Annotated in this window: 19 protein-coding genes; 4 read left to right on the top strand and 15 right to left on the bottom strand. The window is 39.7% G+C overall.

Features of this window, described 5'->3' with window-relative positions; translation table 11 throughout:
• Window positions 1-2: 2 nt before the first annotated feature.
• From yfmF to AC3II9_RS00035, 13 genes are all read right to left on the bottom strand, one after another.
• A complete protein-coding gene (gene yfmF / locus AC3II9_RS00095) occupies window positions 3-1,265 on the bottom strand; it encodes an EF-P 5-aminopentanol modification-associated protein YfmF (RefSeq protein WP_489152435.1) in 1,263 nt (420 codons plus the stop codon).
• A 234-nt stretch (window positions 1,266-1,499) separates the two neighbouring features.
• Window positions 1,500-2,462 carry an ABC transporter permease gene (locus AC3II9_RS00090; RefSeq protein WP_489152434.1) on the bottom strand — a complete coding sequence of 321 codons (963 nt, stop codon included), beginning with the start codon at window positions 2,460-2,462 and terminating at the stop codon, window positions 1,500-1,502.
• A gap of 1 nt (window position 2,463) precedes the next feature.
• Window positions 2,464-3,510, bottom strand: a complete 1,047-nt coding sequence (locus tag AC3II9_RS00085) for an ABC transporter permease (protein ID WP_391366521.1) — start codon at window positions 3,508-3,510, stop codon at window positions 2,464-2,466.
• Between the two features lie 3 nt (window positions 3,511-3,513).
• On the bottom strand, window positions 3,514-5,043 hold the full coding sequence (locus AC3II9_RS00080) for an ABC transporter ATP-binding protein (RefSeq protein ID WP_489152432.1): 1,530 nt from the start codon (window positions 5,041-5,043) through the stop codon (window positions 3,514-3,516).
• A gap of 235 nt (window positions 5,044-5,278) precedes the next feature.
• A complete protein-coding gene (locus AC3II9_RS00075; RefSeq protein ID WP_489152430.1) occupies window positions 5,279-6,379 on the bottom strand; it encodes a BMP family lipoprotein in 1,101 nt (366 codons plus the stop codon).
• Between the two features lie 55 nt (window positions 6,380-6,434).
• Entirely contained in the window at window positions 6,435-7,163 is a 729-nt protein-coding gene (locus tag AC3II9_RS00070; RefSeq protein ID WP_489152427.1) for a GntR family transcriptional regulator, read from the bottom strand.
• 192 nt (window positions 7,164-7,355) lie between these two features.
• Entirely contained in the window at window positions 7,356-9,623 is a 2,268-nt protein-coding gene (locus tag AC3II9_RS00065; protein WP_489152426.1) for an FtsK/SpoIIIE family DNA translocase, read from the bottom strand.
• A gap of 97 nt (window positions 9,624-9,720) precedes the next feature.
• The gene (locus AC3II9_RS00060) at window positions 9,721-11,388 is read right to left on the bottom strand and encodes a ribonuclease J (protein WP_489152424.1); all 1,668 of its coding nucleotides are present in this window, start codon (window positions 11,386-11,388) and stop codon (window positions 9,721-9,723) included.
• Window positions 11,389-11,720: 332 nt separating this feature from the next.
• Window positions 11,721-12,632, bottom strand: a complete 912-nt coding sequence (dapA, locus tag AC3II9_RS00055) for a 4-hydroxy-tetrahydrodipicolinate synthase (protein ID WP_489152422.1) — start codon at window positions 12,630-12,632, stop codon at window positions 11,721-11,723.
• Window positions 12,633-12,645: 13 nt separating this feature from the next.
• Window positions 12,646-13,686, bottom strand: coding sequence for an aspartate-semialdehyde dehydrogenase (locus tag AC3II9_RS00050; protein ID WP_391366508.1), 1,041 nt, complete (start codon window positions 13,684-13,686; stop codon window positions 12,646-12,648).
• A gap of 83 nt (window positions 13,687-13,769) precedes the next feature.
• Window positions 13,770-14,360: a dipicolinate synthase subunit B gene (locus AC3II9_RS00045; protein ID WP_489152420.1), complete on the bottom strand. Its 591-nt coding sequence runs from the start codon at window positions 14,358-14,360 to the stop codon at window positions 13,770-13,772.
• Window positions 14,354-15,118 (bottom strand): dipicolinate synthase subunit A, encoded by a 765-nt coding sequence (locus AC3II9_RS00040; protein ID WP_489152418.1) that lies wholly within the window; start codon window positions 15,116-15,118, stop codon window positions 14,354-14,356. The genes AC3II9_RS00045 and AC3II9_RS00040 overlap by 7 nt, the downstream gene beginning before the upstream one ends.
• On the bottom strand, window positions 15,115-15,375 hold the full coding sequence (locus AC3II9_RS00035; protein ID WP_489152417.1) for a YlmC/YmxH family sporulation protein: 261 nt from the start codon (window positions 15,373-15,375) through the stop codon (window positions 15,115-15,117). The genes AC3II9_RS00040 and AC3II9_RS00035 overlap by 4 nt, the downstream gene beginning before the upstream one ends.
• Before the next feature lie 148 nt (window positions 15,376-15,523).
• Here AC3II9_RS00035 and AC3II9_RS00030 point away from each other — a divergent pair, with 148 nt between their 5' ends.
• Genes AC3II9_RS00030 through AC3II9_RS00015 form a run of 4 tightly spaced genes read left to right on the top strand, consistent with a single transcriptional unit; the run spans window position 15,524 to window position 17,993 of the window.
• Window positions 15,524-15,904 (top strand): GntR family transcriptional regulator, encoded by a 381-nt coding sequence (locus AC3II9_RS00030; RefSeq protein WP_489152415.1) that lies wholly within the window; start codon window positions 15,524-15,526, stop codon window positions 15,902-15,904.
• On the top strand, window positions 15,901-16,740 hold the full coding sequence (locus AC3II9_RS00025; RefSeq protein ID WP_489152414.1) for an ABC transporter ATP-binding protein: 840 nt from the start codon (window positions 15,901-15,903) through the stop codon (window positions 16,738-16,740). Before AC3II9_RS00030 ends, AC3II9_RS00025 begins: the two co-directional genes overlap by 4 nt.
• A 6-nt stretch (window positions 16,741-16,746) precedes the next feature.
• Window positions 16,747-17,373: a hypothetical protein gene (locus tag AC3II9_RS00020; RefSeq protein WP_489152412.1), complete on the top strand. Its 627-nt coding sequence runs from the start codon at window positions 16,747-16,749 to the stop codon at window positions 17,371-17,373.
• 11 nt (window positions 17,374-17,384) lie between these two features.
• On the top strand, window positions 17,385-17,993 hold the full coding sequence (locus AC3II9_RS00015) for an ABC-2 transporter permease (RefSeq protein ID WP_489152410.1): 609 nt from the start codon (window positions 17,385-17,387) through the stop codon (window positions 17,991-17,993).
• 64 nt (window positions 17,994-18,057) lie between these two features.
• On the opposite strand, the gene AC3II9_RS00010 is transcribed toward AC3II9_RS00015, so the two are convergent.
• A complete protein-coding gene (locus AC3II9_RS00010) occupies window positions 18,058-19,275 on the bottom strand; it encodes a M16 family metallopeptidase (RefSeq protein WP_489152408.1) in 1,218 nt (405 codons plus the stop codon).
• Between the two features lie 58 nt (window positions 19,276-19,333).
• On the bottom strand, window positions 19,334-21,445 hold the full coding sequence (pnp, locus tag AC3II9_RS00005; protein WP_489152406.1) for a polyribonucleotide nucleotidyltransferase: 2,112 nt from the start codon (window positions 21,443-21,445) through the stop codon (window positions 19,334-19,336).
• Window positions 21,446-21,633 lie beyond the last annotated feature (188 nt).

Below are 21,633 nucleotides of genomic sequence, written 5' to 3'. Positions count from 1 at the left end.
AATTAGTCCTCCTTACCGCACAAGAAATAAATTGCTTCTTGTTTTACTTGTTTAGCCATTTGTTGAACATCTTCTTTCGTGACTTCTTGCCAACGAGTTGCCCACGTATCAATTGAAAATGGTTCATTTAAATCTTTATATTGATCGTATATTTCAATTTGACCACGTGCTGAATCAAGTGCCTCTTTTAACTGATTCGTTAACATCGCTTTTGTTTGTGTGAGCTCTAACTCTGAAATTTCACCATTTTGCATCGTTGTTAATTGTTCATTAATCACATCAATCGCCTTTTTCTCATTAGACGGTTCAATACCAGACGTCACAAAGACAAGCCCGTAATGTGACGCATAGGAACTCGATGCATAATAGGCTAAACTTTCACGTTCACGGACATTCATAAATAATTTCGAGTGCGCGTATCCACCAAAAATCCCGTTAAAGATTTGCATTTTAGGAAAATCCTCATGCCCGAAATACACCGGTGTTGAAAAGCCGATATGAAGCTTTCCTTGTTTCATCTCATGCTGTTCTTTCGTATATGGTTCTGGGGCTGTATCCACTTCAATCTTTGGTTTCTTTTCATACAACGCTCGGTCACCAAACGCTAATGCTTGACGAAGCTGCTCGGTCACTTGTTCTACGTCAATATCACCCACAACATAAATATCTACAGTATCGTCTTGTAGCATGGCATCGTATGCTGCTTTTAGTGACTGCGGGGTTACAGCTTTTACTGCTTCGATTGTACCATTTGCCGAAATAGACGCCGGATGATTCGGACGTAAAATTTGCGTGAGTCGATGCTGTGCATAGCGTGCCTTATCATCAAAAATAGATTGAATGCGTTCTAATACCATTTCTTTTTCCCGTTCTACAATGGATGGAACAAATACATTGTTTTCTAGATTAGGGCTAAAAATAACTGTGTGCATTAAACGTAGTACTTCTTGTAATACATTTGAGTTGGCTAAGTACTGATCATTCACCGTTTCTACATTTAATAAAATTGTATGCTCGTTTCCACGTTTCATTGTATCAAAATAAAGCACCGTACCAAATAAATCATCTAAATAGCTACGAAATGCTGCGGATGTTTTGAACTTTTCATTTGAATGTTGTAGCACATTCGATAACACCGTACGTTCCGCCGCATCCTTTTCTGTTAATGGGCGTCGCCATTTGATCGAAAAGTTGACCGTTTTAAATTGCGTCGTTTGTCGGGTATGTAAAGCAACGCCCTTCGCTAATTGTGTTGTTAAAAACAAAAAAACCCCTCCTGACTACCTAATGAAATGCATATATACTCTCTATTACTATACATGTGAATATGCGCATATTGCAAAAGTATTATACAACTTTTAGTAAAACAGCATATGCTCATCATCAGAAAAAGCCGCCTCAAGCTGAGACGACTTTTATAGCTATACAGTTGAACTGTTATTTTCGCAAAAATGTTCCCTTACTAAAAGCACCGATAAAATATAGATTGTTTTAAAATCTTATCGTTTACCTTTAATATAAGGCGTACCCGTTGCTTTTGGTGCTGTCGCTTTTCCAATAAATCCAGCTAAAGCTAAAATCGTTAACACGTACGGTAAAATCGTTAAGAATACCGGTGGAATTTCCTTTACGTATGGAATAGTACCACCCGCGATACTTAAAGCTTGGGCTAAACCGAAGAATAGCGCTGCCCCCATCGCACCAACTGGATGCCATTTGCCGAAAATCATCGCAGCAATCGCCATGAACCCTTGACCATTAATTGTAGCGTGTCCGAAATCATTTGTAATCGTTTGGGCATAAATTGCGCCACCGATTCCTGCTAACCCACCTGAAATCATCACGGCTATATAGCGCATTTTTGTCACATTAATCCCCATTGTATCTGCCGCCATCGGGTGCTCCCCAACCGAGCGAAGACGTAAGCCGAATGGTGTTTTGTAAATAATAAACCATGCCACAACGGCTAGCGCAATGGCTAAAATCGATGTGCCGTATAAATTATGGAATAATAATGGTCCAAGGAATGGAATATCTGATAATAACGGAATATCAAAGCGCGCAAAGCGTTCTGTAATGAAATCCGTTTGTCCTTTCCCTTCGAACAACATTTTCACAGAGAATAGTGCAATTGCTATACCTAATAAATTCAACGCCACCCCTGTAACCGTTTGGTCAGCGCGGAATGAAATAGCTGCCACCGCTAAGAATAACGAGAAGATGGCGCCCACTACCATAGCGGCTACAAGAGAAGCCCACGGTGTAAAGCTACCGAACATATCCGCTGTAAATAAGTTAAAGACAATCCCTACAAAGGCACCAATCACCATGATCCCTTCAATCCCGATGTTAACAACACCCGAACGCTCTGAGAATACACCACCAATCGCACCGAAAATTAGCGGAGCAGCGTAAAAAATAGCAGAAGGGACGATGAAATATAATACTTCTAAAAAGCTCATATTAGTTGCCCTCCTTTTTGCTACCAAACTTTTCTAATAATACACGAATGACGTAACCTGATGCTACAAAGAATATGATTAATGCAATAATAATCGATACGATTTCTGTCGGAATACCCGCAGCATTCGGCATATTTAACGCACCGAATTTTAATGAACCGAATAATGATGCACCAAACACTACCCCAAGCGGTGTATTTGCACCAAGTAAGGCAACCGCAATACCGTCAAATCCGATCCCTGTAAATCCACCTTTAACAGAGGCATAACCGAATGTACCAAGCGCCTCCATCGCACCACCAAGACCGGCGAACATACCTGAAATCGTCATCGCTAAAATAATATTTTTATTAACACTCATCCCTGCATATTCTGCTGCATTGTGATTAAACCCAACTGCCTTTAATTCGAAACCGCGTGTTGTGCGCTCTAGTAAGAACCACATGACAAATACCATGATCAATGCGACTACGATTCCCCAGTGAAGACGAGAATAATCTGTTATTTGCTCAAACCAAGAAAAACGCAAGGACGCGGATTCTTGGATTTTTTCTGTACGGTCGCCACCGGACCAATACTTAATCAATGCATTCGTAATATGCAATGCTGTGTAGTTTAACATAATTGTCGCAATAACTTCATGCACACTAAATCTAGCCTTTAAGAAACCAGCAATAAATGCCCAAAAAGCACCTGCAGCTGCTGCAGCAAGTAACGCTAATGGTAAGTGAATAAATTTAGGTAAGCCTTCGAATGCATAACCGACATAAGCTGCAGCTACCCATCCCATAATTAGCTGACCTTCAACTCCGATATTGAATAACCCTGTACGGAAAGCAAATGCTACCGCTAAACCGGCTAAAATATACGGTGTAATTTGGCGAATCGTTTCACCAATAGTATAAACATCTCCAAAAATACCGTTCCAAAGTGCGATGTAACCTGCAACTGGGTCGTACCCAGACACAACCATTACAATCGCCCCTACGATTAACCCTAACACAACAGAGATAGCAGGAACGAGAATGTTAATCAACCGATTTGACATAAATTATTCGTCCCCCTTCCTTTTCTTTGACTGGCCCGCCATTAATAAGCCAAGCTCTTGCTCAGTCGTTTCACGCGGATTTAATGTATCCACAATTTGCCCATCATAAATAACGGCAATGCGATCCGATACATTCATGACCTCATCTAATTCAAATGAAATTAATAAAACGGCTTTTCCTTTATCACGTTGCTCGATTAAACGACGGTGAATAAATTCAATCGCGCCTACATCAAGACCACGTGTCGGTAGGGCTGCGATTAATAGCTCTGGATTTCGGTCTACCTCACGTCCAATAATCGCTTTTTGTTGGTTACCACCTGATAACGCACGTGCTGGTGTTGCTTCCCCATGACCTGTCCGCACGTCAAACTCTTCAATAATTTTATTCGCCTTTTTCGAGATTTTCTTATAATCAATTACGCCAAATTTTGAAAATTCATCTGTGTAGTACGTTTGAAGTGCTATATTATGACCAATTGAAAAATCAAGTACAAGTCCGTGTTTATGACGGTCTTGCGGGATATGTCCTAAGCCTGTTTCTGTAATTTCGCGCGGCTTTTTATTCGTTACATTGACCCCATTCATGATCACTTGTCCGCTTTTTACTTTACGTAAACCGGTAATCGCTTCGATTAATTCAGATTGCCCATTTCCATCAATTCCGGCAATACCGACAATCTCACCTTTACGAACTGATAAATTTAGGCCCTTCACTTTCTCTGTCCCACGGTAATCAAGTACAACTAAATCTTTCACGTTTAATACTTCATCTGTTGGATTCGCTGAACCTTTTTCTGTTTTAAAAGTGACTTGACGTCCGACCATTAATTCGGCAAGTTGATCTGGATTTGTTTCAGCTGTGACAACTGTTCCAATCCCTTCTCCTTTACGAATAATCGTTACACGATCAGAAACTTCCATAATCTCTTTTAATTTGTGTGTAATTAAAATAATAGATTTGCCTTCTTTAATAAGACGCTTCATAATCTGGATCAGCTCTGTGATTTCTTGAGGCGTTAAAGAAGCAGTAGGCTCGTCAAATATTAAAATTTCCGCTCCACGGTAAAGTGTTTTTAAAATTTCCACACGTTGCTGCATTCCTACTGAAATATCTTCAATTTTTGCATATGGATCTACATCTAAACCATATTTTTCAGATAGCTTCGCGATATCTTTGGCAGCATCTTTAATATTCACGACACCGACTTTTGTCGGCTCGCTACCTAAAATAATATTTTCAGTAACTGTAAAGTTTTCCACTAACATAAAATGTTGGTGAACCATCCCAATTCCAAGATCGTTCGCTACATTTGGGTCTGTAATCTTTACCGATTCTCCGCGCACTTTAATGTCACCAGCTTCTGGCTGATACAGTCCGAAAAGTACGTTCATTAAAGTCGATTTGCCTGCACCGTTTTCACCTAGTAGTGCATGAATTTCGCCTTTTTTTAGTTGGAGAGTGATGTTGTTATTTGCTACGAATCCGCCAAATTCCTTACGAATGCCGAGCATTTCAATCACGTATTCCACTCGATTCACTCCTTTAGGCTCATTTATATGAAAGTAATAAAATTAACACAAGAAAGGTTTTTTACATAAAAACCTTTCATCTATTAATTTTCGCCAAACACTACTAAAACCCTGCTCTAACTCCTGAGTAGAACGCTTACATTTGAATTCACAGAATTATCTAACGGCATTCTTTAATTACAAAATCATCATAGAGATTACCAAGAATCTCTATGATGATGGACAAACATACTAATTATTTAGCTTCCTTTGGTTTTTCCGGTACTACGATTTCACCAGAAGCAATCTTTGCTTTGTATTCTTCTACCGTTTTTAATACGTCCTCTGGGATTGCACCGCGAGAGTCAGCTAAACCAACACCATCTTCCGCTAAACCGTAAACAATTGTTTCACCGCCTGGGAATTTACCTTCTTTTGCACGGTTTGCAATATCGATTACCGCATGCCCTACACCTTTTAGCATAGAAGTTAATGTTATGTTTTGGTCACCTACTTGACCTTCTGCGTATTGGTCAGCGTCTACCCCGATTACCCATACGTCCGCATTTGGATCTTTTTCTTTACGCTCTTTTGCTTCTGTGAATACACCATTACCCGTACCGCCTGCAGCGTGGAAGATAATATCTACACCCGAAGAATACATACGGTTTGCAGCTGTTTTACCTAATTCTGCTTTATCGAATGCTTCTGCATAGTACACATCAATCTCGATATCAGGGTTCACAGCTTTTGCACCTTCAACATACCCCGCGTGGAAACGCTCAATTACTGGAATAGATTGTCCACCTACGAAACCGATTTTACCTGTCTTAGACATTGTTGCGGCTACGACACCTGCAAGGAATGCCCCTTCTTGCTCTTTAAATAGGACAGATGCTACGTTTGGTGCATCTACTACAGAGTCAATAATGGCAAGCTTTGCATCTGGTCGTTGCTCCGCAATTTCAAGCACTGCATCGTTCATTAAATAACCTACACCAAATACTAAGTCAAAATCGCGACGTAATAATGCAGTTAAGTTTGTATTGTAGTCCGCATCTGATTTTGATTGTAAGTAATCGAAACCACCATTACCTTTTGTTAACCCGTTGTCAGTACCCCACTTTTCGATACCTTCCCAAGCAGATTGGTTGAATGATTTATCATCAACACCACCAACGTCTGTTACCATGGCAACGGAGAAGTCCCCAGCTGCTTCTTCTGTTGTGCCGTTATCACCAGTTGTGTCATTATTTGAAGTATCTTTTGCTCCATCGTCATCGCTACCACATGCCGCTAAAATAGCACCAGTTGCTACCACAGATGAGATTAATAAACCAAATTTACGTTTTTTCATAATCTAGTCCCCCCAAATTTTTCATTTTTTAATTAGTAGGAAATAAAAATATGTTCTACACCCTTTTACGAACTACATGGAAACTGAATTTATCAGCTCTAAAATAGTTCTTTGAATATAGCACTACTTTGTCATTATCATCGTAGTGCAGTTGTTTTAATACGAGTAAAGCTGTCTCTGGCCCACATTTTAAAATCGGTGAAACAACTTCATGATAGCCTACTGGATCAATATATGTGATGGCATACGCTACACGAATATGTCCCGACTTTTCAAGGGCAGAGAAAATAGATAAATCTTCATTTTTCAAAAATTGTTTTGGCAAATAGCTTGATGGTACTTTATCTATACAGTACACAACCGGTTCACTATCTGCCGTTCTAACACGTTCAATTGTAATTACATTGTCATCAATGTCGGTTTGGAATCGGTTTAAATCGTTTTCTGTTGGTTCATCTTCCATTGCACTCATAAAAATTGAGCCAGGTTCCATACCTGCCTTTTCAATCATTGATGATATACTCGAAAGCTGTTCAATTCCTGATGTAAAAACTGGTTTCGGATTGACAAATGTTCCTACGCCATGACGACGTACAATAACGTTTTCCTCTTCCAGCAATCTTAGCGCCTCACGTAAAGTTGCACGACTGACTCCAAGCGATTTTGACAGTTCAAATTCAGAAGGAAGTTTTTGATTTTCTTGATAAATCCCCTTTTCAATATCTGATTTTAAACGATCAATTACTTGTAAGTACAAATGACGATGATCTGTTTTTATTGTCACATCAACCACCACCAAATTAGAGATCAGACATCTGATGTACAACATTCCTACTAATTCGTTGAATAATATAACACTTTTAGCTTCTGATGAAAACACATTTCAGCAAAAAGTATATATTAATTTGTTTATTATGGTGGAATAAGCTCATTTTAGACATAATTCATAAAAGACGAAATATACTGTCATTTATCGTTATTCCATCATTGATTTCGTGACTAATACTTGTCTTGGTCTGCTTCCATCCGGCGGACTTACTACGCCCCTCATCTCCATTTGATCCATAATCCGTGCAGCTCGTGCATAACCGATTCGAAATTTGCGTTGTAACATGGAAACGGATGCACTTTGCATATCAATGACAAGTTGAACCGCCTCATCATACAAAGCATCTTTTTCATCGGTCATTTCTTGTACCGGTTCATCCGTAGGGATCATCGCCTCCTCGTATTGAGCTTTTTGTTGTGAAATAACATAATCCACAACCGCTTGTACTTCTCCATCTGATAAAAAGGCGCCCTGTACACGTACTGGCTTTGAAGCGCCTGCTGGTAAAAACAACATATCTCCTCGACCAAGTAGCCGTTCAGCACCGCCCATATCTAGTATTGTGCGCGAATCAATCGCACTCGATACTGCAAATGCAATACGTGATGGTATATTCGCTTTAATAATCCCGGTAATGACATCAACTGACGGTCGTTGTGTCGCTAAAATCAAATGAATCCCCGCCGCACGTGCCATTTGTGCAAGACGCGTAATCGAATCCTCTACTTCTCCTGGCGCAACCATCATTAAATCAGCCAACTCATCTACGATCACCACAATGTAGGGAAGTTTCGATTGTTTTTCTTCATGTTCTAAATTATGTTGGTCAATGTATTCATTATACCCTTCGATGTTTCGAGTACTTGTATGGGAAAATAAATCATATCGCCGTTCCATTTCAGACACTACTTTTTGAAGAGCTTGTGCTGCTTTACGCGGATCTGTCACTACAGGCGCAAGCAAATGCGGAATGCCATTATATACATTCAACTCCACCATCTTCGGATCAATCATCATCATTTTCACTTCATACGGTGCTGCCCGCATTAAAATCGATATAATAATCCCATTAATACATACGGACTTCCCACTCCCTGTAGAACCTGCGACAAGTAAGTGTGGCATTTTATTTAGCTCTGCTAACTTGGCTTGCCCTGTAATATCTCGACCAAAGCCGATTAATAATTTTGCATCTGGACGGTTATTTTCTTTAGACTCTAGCACCTCTCTTAATGTGACAATCGCAATCTCACTATTCGGCACTTCAATACCGATTGCAGACTTCCCAGGAATCGGTGCTTCAATGCGAATATCTTTTGCTGCAAGCGCTAACGCTAAATCATCCTGCAAACTCACAATTTTACTAACTTTTACGCCGACATCGGGCTGTACTTCATATTTGGTAACAGCTGGACCGAGATGTACTTGTGTAACACGTGCTTTCACACCAAAACTATGAAAGGTTTGTTCTAGTTTTTTAGCATTCCCTTGAATCACTTTATATTCTCCGCTTTGATCATGTTCTGGCGGTGCCTTTAATAGTTGTAAGGAAGGCATTTTATAAAAGGCATTTTCAGCATAATTTGTGACATCGATCGTTTCATCTATTACACGTCCATCATCTTCATCTGCACCAAACTCATCCCGTCCACTTTGCTCTACATTTTCGGTAAAGGCTGAAATCACAGGTTCATAATAGTCCATCGTCTCTACCGTTGCGACTGTCTCTACTGCTGCGACCGCCGCTTCCTCTTGGGTTCCGTTTTTTCGTTTGGTGCGTCCGGTGGGTTTTGCCGCTTTCATTCCTTTAACCTTCTCTTTCACGCTCGGTCCTTTTTCTATAATGAAGGGGACGAGCGCTTTTCCTGTAATTAAAATCAGCCCTATAATCATTAACACCATCGCTGCAATTTTCGCACCCGTTGCATCAAATAACACATGAAACATACTAAAGAGAAAAGCACCAATTAAACCACCACCAAGAGAATCACTACGATTGATTACTCCATCTGAATCAATTAAAATACGCCACGTCTCACGAAGAACGGAATCACTTAATAATAACTTCGCTTGATGCAGTTGTTCAAAAAGAATAGAATGACTAAATACCATAAAGCTACCCAACATGAGCATTAGACCGATAATAATACGGTTATTAAGCTTCACACCGCGTCTTCTAACCATTAACATACCTGCGATAAAAACACATAAAAACGGCACAAAGAAATGTAAATTACCTAACAAAAACATGGATACCGTATAAACGACTTGCCCGACTAAACCAAGTTCAAAAAATGCAATCATCGCAAAAGCGATGAGCATGACGCCTATAATTTCATAAGCTAACGGATGCAGCTCTTTACTTGCTTTTGTTTGTCCCGTTTCTCTTTTTTTATTCTTTTTTCTCGCCATCATTTCACCTACTTTCTTGAATAAACATCCTCTACACACCCATTCGAAAAAAAGGATTTCCTTTCTGCCATGTGAGCGAAAGAAAATCCTTTTTTGCATCTTAATATTCCATAATAATTGGGATAATCATTGGGCGGCGTTTCGTTTTTTGGAATAAGTAAGTGTTTAGTTCGTCACGGATCTCTTGTTTAATATTTGTCCATTCAAACGTATCTTTATTTACATACTTTTCAATTACTGTACGCGCGATTTCTGAAGCTTCGATCATAAGTTCTTCTGATTCACGCACATAAACGAATCCACGTGATAAAATTTCGGGACCTGACGCAATTTTCTTTTGTGCGCGGTTTAGCGTCACAACAACGATAAAAATACCGTCTTGCGAAAGTAGTTTTCGGTCACGTAATACGATATTGCCCACGTCTCCGACACCGATCCCATCAATTAAAACATTGCCGGCTTGTACACGCCCACTCATCCGAATTTTGCCATTTTTACATTCGACAATATCCCCTTTATCCGCGATAAAGATTTGTGATTTTTTCATACCGATTGACTGGGCTAACTTCGAGTGAGCAATGAGCATACGGTACTCCCCTTGAATAGGGATAAAATATTTTGGTCGCATTAGATTTAACATTAACTTTAAATCTTCCTGACTGCCATGACCAGAAACATGTACTTTTTTGTCGGCTGCTAACACTTGCGCCCCTGCTTTGGCAATTTGGTTCATTGTGTTATACATTTGCACTTCCATACTTGGTGACGGTGTAAATGTAATAAGCACTGTATCTGTGTCTTTAATTTTAATATCGCGGTGATGCTTGCGTACAATTTTATCAAGCGCTTCTAATGGCTCCCCTTGATTACCTGTTGCAATAATGACAATTTCATCATCTTGATATTTATGAATATTGCTTACAGGAATAAGCATATCTTCATCAATATCTAAATAACCTAAGTTCACCCCAAGGTCTACAACTTTTTCAAGCGATTTGCCCACTACCGCTACTTTGCGGAATGAGTTTTGCGCTTGCGTAAAAACTTGCTGAATACGAATAAAGTTCGATGCATATACAGCAACTAAAATACGCCCTGGTGCCGCATGAAACGTTTTTGCTAAACGCTCCGCAATAACCGTCTCGCTCGTCGTATAGCCTGGACGTTCTGCTTCTGTCGAATCAGACAATAACATAAATACGCCTTCTTCACCAAGCTGTGCCATTTTCGCTAAATCTGGACGGAACTTTCCTTGTGCCGATTGATCGAATTTAAATTCGCCCGTATGCACAATCGCTCCTTCTGACGTATGGAATACAACACCTAATGAGTCCGGAATGGAATGTGTTGTATGGAAGAAGGTTACATATGTCGAATGAAAATTCATGCGACTTTTATTTGTTACTTCAAAGAATTTTACTTGATGCGGTGCAGGTAATTCTTTTAAATGCTCCTTTGCAAGCGCAATCGTTAGTTTTGAACCGTATACCGGTGCTTTTATTTTTTGTAATACGTATGCAAGCGAACCAATTGCATCTTCATGTCCGTGTGTTAAGAAAATCCCTTTTACACGTTCTTTATTTTCTTCTAAGTACGTAATATCTGGAATGACAATATCGATCCCTAGCATTTCGTCTTCTGGGAACATTAACCCACTGTCTACAACGAAAAGCTCCTCGTCGATTTCAACTACATACATTGCTTTTCCGATTTCCCCTACTCCACCAAGTGGAATAATTCGGATTACTTCATTTTTCGTTTTATTCACTATATTTCCTCCTAAGAAAAGCGCATTCATGCTCGCTCATCTGTGAGTAGCACAAGCACTCCAACAAATAGCATGAACACCTAGACATTTCTCTATATAAAAATTTTATTTATGATGAAATTATCCCGAACAGCAACCACTTAAATCTCATTATACGTGGAGTTTAGCATTAGCACAAATTAAAAAAACAATGAATTTGATAATTTTTCAAAATATCAATAGGGTGAAATTAGTTCACAATGTATTTTATAGAAGGAACCTTCATTTTATATTTTTCTTCCGCAATATAAAAACCGGCATGAAGAGTATTCATACCGGCTTGTAAAACTTTATTATTGTACCGCTAATTCGCGGAAGTGCTTTGCTTTTTCTTGGTACGTATCCCAAATTTGATCGAATGTTGCTTTTTCTTCAGGTAGCATTTCCATCATTGGCATGCGCACGTCTAACGTATCAAATCCAAGTTTTGTCATTGCATATTTAATCGGTGATGGGTTTGGCTGTGCGAATAGTGCACGCACAAGCGGAAGCAATGCTCGATGAATTTTTGCAGCTAATTCATGGTTGCCTTCATCAAATGCTTTTAACATTAATTGCATATCACTACCTACAACATGTGATGCGACAGAAATAACACCTGCACCACCAATGGCATAGAGCGGTAATGTTAAACCATCATCCCCGCTGTACACTTTGAAATCCGGTTCTACATTTTCAATAATGTCACCCATTTGATCTAAGTTACCACTTGCTTCTTTAATGCATGTAATATTTTCGACATCGCGACTTAAGGCGATAGCTGTTTCAGCTGCAATGTTAGCCCCTGTACGACCTGGGACATTATAAAGCATAACCGGTAGCGACGTTTCTTTCGCGATTGTTTTAAAGTGAGCATACATACCACGTTGGTTTGGTTTATTATAGTAAGGTGTTACGAGCATAATGCCGTCAGCACCGTTTTTTTCCGCGTTATGTGTCATCATAATCGAGTAAGCTGTTTCGTTATCACCAGTACCTGCAATGACTGGAATACGACCTGCAACCTTTTCGACTGTAAAACGAACTACTTCAATTTTCTCTTCAGTAGACATCGTTGGGTTTTCTGATGTTGTACCACATGCAATAATCGCATCTGTCCCATTGTCTATTAAATGATTAATAATGCGTTCTAATTCTGGATAGTTAATCGTGCCATCTTTTTTGAACGGTGTAATCATTGCCGTTCCGATACGACCTATATTCATACTCCGCACTCCTTTATAATAAGTTATCCTCAATCATCGCTTCTGCAATTTGAATTGAATTTAGTGCTGCACCTTTTAATAAGTTGTCAGCAACAATCCATAAGTGGAAGCCTTTTGGATTATCTAAATCACGACGGATACGACCTACGTATGTTGGTTCTTCACCTTCCGCATAAATTGGCATTGGGTATTCTTGGTTCGTGATATCATCTTGTAATACGATACCTGGTGCATCTTTTAATGCAGCAAAAATCTCTTCAACTGTTGCTTCTTTCTCAAGTTCGATATAGACCGATTCAGAGTGACCTGACACAACTGGTACACGTACACAAGTTGCCGCAACATGAAGGGCCGGTAGCTCCATAATCTTTTTCGTTTCGTTAATCATTTTCATTTCTTCATATGTGTAACCATTGTCTGTAAATTTATCGATTTGCGGAATAACATTGCGTGCGATTGGGTAATGTTTTTTATCTGCTTTGGCAGGTAAAACATTTGCCTCTACATCCTTGCCTTTTTCCCACTGTTCAGATTGCGCTTTTAGTTCTTCAATTGCGGCAATACCTGAGCCAGAAACTGCTTGGTATGTAGATACAACTACTTTTGTTAAACCAAATGTTTCACGAATTGGTTGAAGTGCTGCGACCATTTGAATTGTTGAACAGTTTGGATTGGCGATAATACCTTTCGGAATATCTTTTAATACATGACGATTTACTTCAGGTACAACAAGCGGTACTTCTGGATCCATACGGAAATGACTCGTATTATCGATTACAATCGCGCCACGTTTTGCTGCTTCTGGCGCTAATGCTGCTGATACAGAACCACCTGCTGAAAATAAAGCGATATCCACACCTTCAAAAGCTTCTGGTGTTGCTTCTTCAATTGTATATGTTGTGCCATTAAAGTCCATTGGCTTACCCGCTGAACGTGCTGATGCTAAAAATTTAATAGAACCGATTGGGAAATTACGTTTCACTAATTGCTCCATCATTTTCGAACCAACTGCGCCAGTTGCACCGACTACAGCGACATTATATTGCTTTGTCATTATTTCATCTCTCCTATAAAAATCTAGTTACATAATGTTGGATATTGTATCATAAAAAACGTGAATTGTGTACGGTTATTTGATTATTTCAAAAACTGTATAATTATAGGTTGTAATTGTTTTTTATAAGCGAGCGCATAGTGCACAGTATCGAGCATTTTACTGAAATCAGAGATCATTGACGTCGGTTTATTGATAGGATCATCTTGCCCAAACGGTATAAAATATACATTTTTAGCATTCATCAACTTCGCTATATTCATAAAGTTTAAACCAAGTGCATCATTCGTCGATATCCCTAATACGACCGGACTTCCATTGCGCAATGTCGCTTTGGCAGCCATTAATACCGGTGAATCGGTTGCTGCGTTGGCAAATTTACTAATCGAGTTACCTGTCATTGGTGCAATCACCATACAATCAAGTGGATTTCTTGGTCCAAAAGGTTCTGCCTCTACGATGGATGAAACGACTTTTTCCCCCGCCAGTGCTTCTATTTTTTGAATCCACTCTTCCCCTGTGCCAAAACGTGTTGCTGCGTGCAAAACGGATGGCGTAATAATCGGCACGACCGTTGCACCGGCGTCTGTAAAGTATTTGATTTTGGGCACGACATCTTCGTATGTGCAATGTGAAGCTGTAATACCGAGCCCAATTCGTTTTCCCTCTAACATTCACACCCCTCCACAATTGAGTCATATAAGAGCTGTGCTGCATCATCAGGGAAGTACTTCCCAGGTAATGCAAGCAGTAACTCATAGTCACTACGTGTCACATAATATAAACACCCTGGTGCTGAAGCTAAATCATAAATCGGCATCTTAATCACTTCGCTAAATGACTGTGTTAGCCATTGTGCAGGTATTGTATTGATCAGTGCTGTTGCTTCTTTTATATATTGAGGCTGTAAATAGATGGCCTCATATCCAAGCATAGCTGCTTCATATTTTTGTGTGTGAGAACGTACAGCAATTGTAACGTCGGCATGTAAGCCTGTTAATGCTTGCGCAAGCAACTTCGCGACACGTCCGAAACCTGTCACAATAAAATGTTTACCGCGAATCGTTTGCCTTTTTTCATAAAGATATGAAATAAAGCTTTCTGCTGTTAGTCCAGCGTTTTTCCAAATAAATGATTCATTTTCTAAATACGGAACGACTTTTTCTTGCTTAAGCATTCCACGCCAATCATCTGTTAAACGACCTGTAAAAAATGTGACATGTTTTGTACCAAGAAGAAGTGGAACATCCAGTGTTAATGGCTGAATTGGGAGCACAACCTTATCTGGGCAAAAATCAAGTACTGTTGCATTGACCCCTGCATCCCAACCTGTCGCCTTTTTATAAAAAATTGTTCGATTTGGTGATGACATTTTCTTGGCAAGTTCCTTCATCCGAGCGTCCATACCGATTACTAACCAACGCTCTGTCATTTTCGATCATACTTTTTTATTCGAATTTTTTGAAATAAAATGCGGTCCTCACCAATCAGTAAAATTTCATCCCACGGGATAAATACATGTTCTTGTTTCTTTTTGGCAAACGGCAAACGCATTGGTGCTGTTAATTCAAAACCATGAATTTTTCCTGTTTTTGTATCGAATAAACATTCCGATTCAGCTAAATAACCGTACCTTGTGCCATTTTCCACTTCGATTAGTTCTTTCTCTGCCAACTCAGATAATCGCATTATTTCCCTCCTCAGTAACGAGCTTAACACTACTATATGCATACGATTTCCTATTGTGTGACGAGAACTATAATTCTTTTCCCTAGACCTAAAACCCAACATCTGTATATACTGTATATATACAGTTAGGCTGAAGGAGGATAGATCCGTGATGATTAAACTAAGTAATGCTAGTGAAAAGCCAATTTATGAACAAATTACCGAACAAATGAAGCAGGCTATTTTAAGTGGGACATTGCTTCCTCGTGATGCACTCCCTTCCATTCGTATGCTTGCAAAAGAATTAAAGATTAGCGTGATGACAACAAAGCGGGCGTATGCAGACTTAGAGCGAGATGGTTTTATCGAAACAGTCGCGGGGAAAGGGAGCTTTGTTGCGGAGCGCAATCAAGATTTTTTACGAGAAGCATTAATTCGGCAGTTAGAAGAACATTTGATGAAAGCTGCGGGACTTGCGCGTACGGCGGGCATGTCGCACGCTGAATTACTTGAACTGATGACATTGTTATTGGAGGATGAGGGGAAATGAATGCGATTGAAGTAAAACATGTTTATAAAAAAATAGGGGAATTCGAGCTACGTGATCTATCGTTTAGCTTGGAGCAAGGAACTGTCATGGGCTTTATCGGCCAAAACGGGGCGGGTAAATCGACAACGATTAAGTGTATATTGAACTTGCTGAAAATTACGACTGGAGAAATCTTTGTATTTGGTAAAAATCATATACAGCATGAAGTCGAAATGAAAGAAGACCTTGGCGTTGTGTTTGATGAACTCCATATTCCAGATGGCTTAACTGGCATTGATTTAAATAAATTTTACGGCAACGTATATAAAAATTGGGATAGCACGTATTTTTTTGACTTGCTTGAAAAGCTGGATGTATCGAAATATACAAAGGTAAAAGATTTATCGCGAGGCATGAAGATGAAGCTATCCCTTGCCCTTGCTTTATCGCATCATCCGAAATTGCTCATTTTAGATGAACCGACAAGCGGCCTCGACCCGATTGTACGAGATGAAGTGCTCGATATGTTACTTACCTTTATGGAAGATGAATCGCACTCCATTTTATTTTCCTCGCATATTACAAGTGATTTAGAGAAAATTGCGGATACCATTACGTTTATACATAAAGGGGAAATTTTATTTAGTGAAAGCAAGGATGTATTGCTCTACGATTACGGTCTTTGGAAAGGAACAGTGGCACAATCAAAAGAAATCCCGGAGCATGCGATTTTTGGGAAGCGAAAATCGGCGTTTGGCGTAGAGCTACTTGTTAAACGTACACTTGTTAGCCCTGCATTTACATTGGAAAAACCAACGATTGATGATGTGATGGTGTTTTTCGTTAAAGGAGCGTGATTGAGGATGGTAAATATGTTAACTCGTTACTTTTTTTCACTAATGCAAACACAACTTATTTTAGCTGCAACCATTAGTGCCATCATCGCGACTATTTTGACCATCATTTCGGATACGGGCACCGTAATGTTAACTGGCTATTTCTTTGCAGTTGGTTATATCACGTTAGACTTTTTTAGTATACAGGAAAAATACCGTCCGATGTTACATACGATGCCGATTAGCGCCCAGACAATTGTGAAAATGCAGCTTTCCTATATGCTTCAAGTATGTGTCATTTATGGAGGGATCTTTGTATCTTTGTTTTTACTGTATACCGCTATGCGAGCAGATGTCAGTACTACACTTGCCTTCACAACGATTTCCGTATTAATTGGGGGGTCGCTATTATTTTTTAATGTATTATTCCTACTCGAATATACATTAAAATCTGGCTCCGGACTTTTTTTAACGGCGATTGTCCTCCTCATCATGCTAGGTGGGTATCGATTCATTATTTCTTTCTTCAAACATTTATCGTCTACAGGAGATTATGCTATTGCCCTGTTTATTTTTACGATTGCGATGATGGGGCTGACGGTTATTAATTTCCGCTTGATCGTGCGGCTATATGAGCGCCGCGACTTTGTATAGGAGGGATTTGTATGTATGCTTTATTACGATTACAGTTTGAATTACATAAGAAAACGTTATTATTTTTAATCGTATTGTTACCTATTATGGGCTTTCTATTTCCTGTATCAAACATTCCGATTTTCGCTTATATTATTGCAATAAATGTAGCTACAAGTTCAACCTTTTTATCAAACAACACCTTTTATCGCACGCTTCAGACAATGCCGCTTAAAAGGGAATCTATTGTAAAAAGCAGCTACACGTTCTCTTTCCTATTTGTATCCATCATTTTTATCGTATTGGCACTATTTCAGGGGAGCACAGGGATTACACATGAAAATCCACAAGAGCATTGGGGGTTTTTCACTGGCTTTTTCGGTAGTGCCATTGTAGTAATCGCCCTACAGCAGTATTTTATTTTCACAAACGAGAAAATAACGAAAAGTTCAGTGGACAATGCATTAGCTACATTCGGTTCATTATTTGTCATCATGATTCCCCATGCAGCGTTTTGCTTAATCGGACCTGAGGAAACATTTTATATACGAATGATGATTATGCCAATCATTAGTTGTGCGTTTTACGTTATTATTTTAAAAATTTCCATTCGAGCATATAAGAAGAGAGAGTTTTTCTAAATGAATGATGCAGAAAGAACAAGGGAGCAAGAAAGTAACAACTTTCCGGCTCCCCTGTCCCTTATTACGGACCAATAATCGCAATGGCCGGCTCTGCTTTTAAAATATGCTCAATCAGCTCATCGACAGATTCCATTGAAATGGCATCGATACGGGCTAATATGTCATCGACAGATCGGTGCTGCCCGTGTACAAGCTCGTTCATACCGTTGCGATTCATATGGGCTTCTGTCCCTTCTAAGCCGAGTACGAAGCTTCCTTTTAGTTGCTCTTTCGCATTTTCTAATTCTTCTTCCGTCACACCACCTGTGACAACATCAAATAATGTTTTATCAATTTGATGTTGCAAGGCGTCTAAGTTTTGCTTAGACGTACTTGCATAAATGGTAAATGCTCCAACATCGGCGTAACTGGATTGATAGCTAAATACCGAGTATGCCAAGCCACGCTCTTCACGTACTTCTTGGAAAAGACGCGAACTCATATTGCCTCCGATAATGTTATTTAGCGCAATAAAGCTATACATATTCGGATTCTTCACCCCAATTGCAGGGAAGGAGATCGCAATATGGGCTTGTTCTGTATCACGTGTTTTGACAACCTCTCCCGCATGAAACACCGGGTTTGTTAACATCGCTTCTTGTGCTACAGGTGATGCTTCAAACGAGCCAAATAACTCCTCAATTGTTGTAAGTAAACCTTCTGCAATATTACCTGCTACAGAAATGACGATGTTCTGTGGTATGTAATGCTTAGCCATGTAATTTCGTATCATCTGTGCATCAAATGTGGCCAATGTCTGTGCTGTCCCTAAAATTGGTCGACCAAGTGCATCATCTGGATACATCACGCTCCAAAGAATTTCATGCACATCATCATCCGGTGCATCTTCACTCATATAAATTTCTTCGAGCACCACTTGTCGCTCACGTTCAATTTCTTCCGGAAGAAATGCTGAATTAAAAAACATATCCGCTAAAATCGTAACTGCTAGTTCACCGTGATGGTCTAGCACTTTCGCATAATAACATGTATGCTCTTTGGACGTAAATGCATTTACTTCCCCACCAATGCGGTCGAATTCCTCTGCAATTTGACGAGCAGAGCGCGTTGTTGTCCCTTTAAACAGCATATGTTCAATAAAATGTGTAATACCATTCTCTTCTGGACGCTCATAACGAGATCCTGCATTCACCCAAACCCCAACAGATAGTGAACGAACATGGTCAATTTGCTCCGATACAATTTTTACACCATTTTTACATGAAGTTACCGATATCATATTTCCCTCTCTTATTTAAAAAGAGGCTGCACCGAAGTACAACCTCTCATTTTCTCTATTACGCTTGTTCAGCGCGTTCTTTTTCTTCCTTGATAACCACTTTACGCGATAAGTTTACACGACCTTGTGCATCGATTTCGATACATTTTACAAGTAACTGATCGCCCAGTTTTAATACGTCTTCTACTTGTTTCGTACGTTCTTCTTGAATTTCTGAAATGTGTAGTAAACCGTCTTTACCTGGGAAGATTTCACAGAATGCGCCAAATTTTTCGATACGTTTCACTGTTGCCATGTAGTACTCGCCTACTTTTGCTTCGCGTACGATGGACTCAATGATTTCTTTCGCGCGTTGGTTCATCGCTTCGTCCGCTGAAGAGATGTAAATTGTACCGTCTTGTTCTGTATCAATTTTAACGCCTGTCTCTTCAATGATTTTGTTGATTTGTTTACCACCAGGTCCGATGACATCACGGATTTTATCTGGATTAATGTGAATCATCACAATTTTCGGTGCGTATTTAGAAAGCTGTTCACGCGGCTGATCAATTGTTTGCATCATATGCTCTAAAATTTGCATACGACCAATTTTCGCTTGTGTTAATGCTTCCTCTAAAATATTACGTGAAAGACCATCAATTTTAATGTCCATTTGAAGTGCTGTTACACCTTTAGCTGTACCAGCAACTTTAAAGTCCATATCACCAAGGTGGTCTTCCATCCCTTGAATATCCGTTAATACTGTATAGTTCTCGCCTTTTTTCACAAGCCCCATCGCAATACCTGCTACTGGTGCTTTTAATGGAACACCTGCATCCATCATCGCTAAAGTCGATGCACAAATAGATGCTTGAGATGTAGAACCATTTGATTCCAGTACTTCCGATACACAGCGGATTGCATATGGGAAATCTTTCTCATCTGGAATAACCGCAAGTAGTGCACGCTCACCAAGAGCACCGTGACCAATTTCACGACGGCCAGGACCACGCATTGGACCTGTTTCCCCTACTGAGAATTGTGGGAAGTTATAGTGGTGCATCCAACGTTTTGACTCTTCTACACCAAGACCATCAATAATTTGTACATCGCCTAAAGCACCTAATGTACAGATCGATAATGCTTGCGTTTGACCACGCGTGAACAGACCTGAACCATGTGTACGTGGTAATAAACCAATTTCAGATGATAGTGGACGAATTTCGTCTTGTTTACGACCATCTGGGCGAATTTTTTCTTCTGTAATTAAACGGCGAACTTCATCCTTCACCATCTTATCTAAAATCATTTTTACTTGCTTTAATGTTTCTTCGTCTACTTCTTCTGCCTCGTATGCTTCAAGGATACGCTGTTTTACTGCCGTGATGTTTTCTTCACGCTCTTGCTTATCTACCGTTTGAATCGCAGCATTCATATCTGCTTCGCAAGCTTCTTTAATTTTAGCAGTCAATTCTTCATTTAGCTCATATAATTCAACTGGTCGTTTTTCTTTTCCAACCTCAGCTACAATTTGTTCTTGGAAAGCAATTAATTTTTTAATTTCTTCGTGACCGAACATAATGGCTTCAAGCATGATTTCTTCAGGGACTTCTAGTGCGCCTGCCTCTACCATGTTGATTGCATCTTTATTCCCCGCTACTGTCAGGTGAATTGTACTTTGTGCCGCTTGCTCCACCGTTGGATTGACAACGAACTCACCATCAATATAACCAACATGTACACCCGCAATTGGGCCGTCAAATGGAATATCAGAAACAGCAATAGCTAAAGATGAACCAAACATTGCCGCCACATCAGATGGACAATCTTGGTCATTTGACATCACCATTGAGATCACTTGTACTTCGTTACGGAAGCCGTCTGGGAACATTGGTCGGATTGGACGGTCGATTAAACGACTTGTTAATACCGCTTGCTCAGAAGGACGACCTTCGCGTTTAATGAAACCACCTGGAATTTTCCCTGCTGCATATAGACGCTCTTCATAATTCACTGTTAGTGGGAAGAAATCTAATGGCTTTGGTGATTTTGACATCGTTGCAGTAGCAAGTACTGCCGTTTCACCATAGCGCACTAAAGCGGCGCCATTTGCTTGTTTTGCTAACTGTCCTACTTCTATTACTAAAGGACGGCCAGCCCATTCGTATGAATAGACTTTTTTGTCGTTCATCTAATGAACCCCTTTCTACTTTGAGACACACTACGTTACTTTTATTATGTACCATAGTAAGTGTATCAAAAAAGCTTTCTCTATGCTAAATATTTTCAATAAATTACTTGAATTTTGGTCCTTTGTCAATTGTTGGGGTAGCTTTTGAGAGAACGATAGAATTTGAGTATCCAATAAACCTTTCCTGC

This window comes from Lysinibacillus sp. RU7, assembly GCF_057837305.1.
Note: the sequence above shows the minus strand (reverse complement) of the source record. Positions and strands in the feature narration are given on the sequence as shown.

Coding starts and splice junctions, on each gene's coding strand:
- AC3II9_RS00090 (WP_489152434.1), bottom strand. CDS start 2,462: ATGAGCTTTTTAGAAGTATTATATTTCATCGTCCCTTCTGCTATTTTT.
- AC3II9_RS00085 (WP_391366521.1), bottom strand. CDS start 3,510: ATGTCAAATCGGTTGATTAACATTCTCGTTCCTGCTATCTCTGTTGTG.
- AC3II9_RS00075 (WP_489152430.1), bottom strand. CDS start 6,379: ATGAAAAAACGTAAATTTGGTTTATTAATCTCATCTGTGGTAGCAACT.
- AC3II9_RS00065 (WP_489152426.1), bottom strand. CDS start 9,623: ATGATGGCGAGAAAAAAGAATAAAAAAAGAGAAACGGGACAAACAAAA.
- dapA (WP_489152422.1), bottom strand. CDS start 12,632: ATGAATATAGGTCGTATCGGAACGGCAATGATTACACCGTTCAAAAAA.
- AC3II9_RS00050 (WP_391366508.1), bottom strand. CDS start 13,686: ATGACAAAGCAATATAATGTCGCTGTAGTCGGTGCAACTGGCGCAGTT.
- AC3II9_RS00045 (WP_489152420.1), bottom strand. CDS start 14,360: ATGTTAGAGGGAAAACGAATTGGGCTCGGTATTACAGCTTCACATTGC.
- AC3II9_RS00040 (WP_489152418.1), bottom strand. CDS start 15,118: ATGACAGAGCGTTGGTTAGTAATCGGTATGGACGCTCGGATGAAGGAA.
- AC3II9_RS00035 (WP_489152417.1), bottom strand. CDS start 15,375: ATGCGATTATCTGAGTTGGCAGAGAAAGAACTAATCGAAGTGGAAAAT.
- AC3II9_RS00025 (WP_489152414.1), top strand. CDS start 15,901: ATGAATGCGATTGAAGTAAAACATGTTTATAAAAAAATAGGGGAATTC.
- AC3II9_RS00020 (WP_489152412.1), top strand. CDS start 16,747: ATGGTAAATATGTTAACTCGTTACTTTTTTTCACTAATGCAAACACAA.
- AC3II9_RS00015 (WP_489152410.1), top strand. CDS start 17,385: ATGTATGCTTTATTACGATTACAGTTTGAATTACATAAGAAAACGTTA.
- AC3II9_RS00010 (WP_489152408.1), bottom strand. CDS start 19,275: ATGATATCGGTAACTTCATGTAAAAATGGTGTAAAAATTGTATCGGAG.
- pnp (WP_489152406.1), bottom strand. CDS start 21,445: ATGAACGACAAAAAAGTCTATTCATACGAATGGGCTGGCCGTCCTTTA.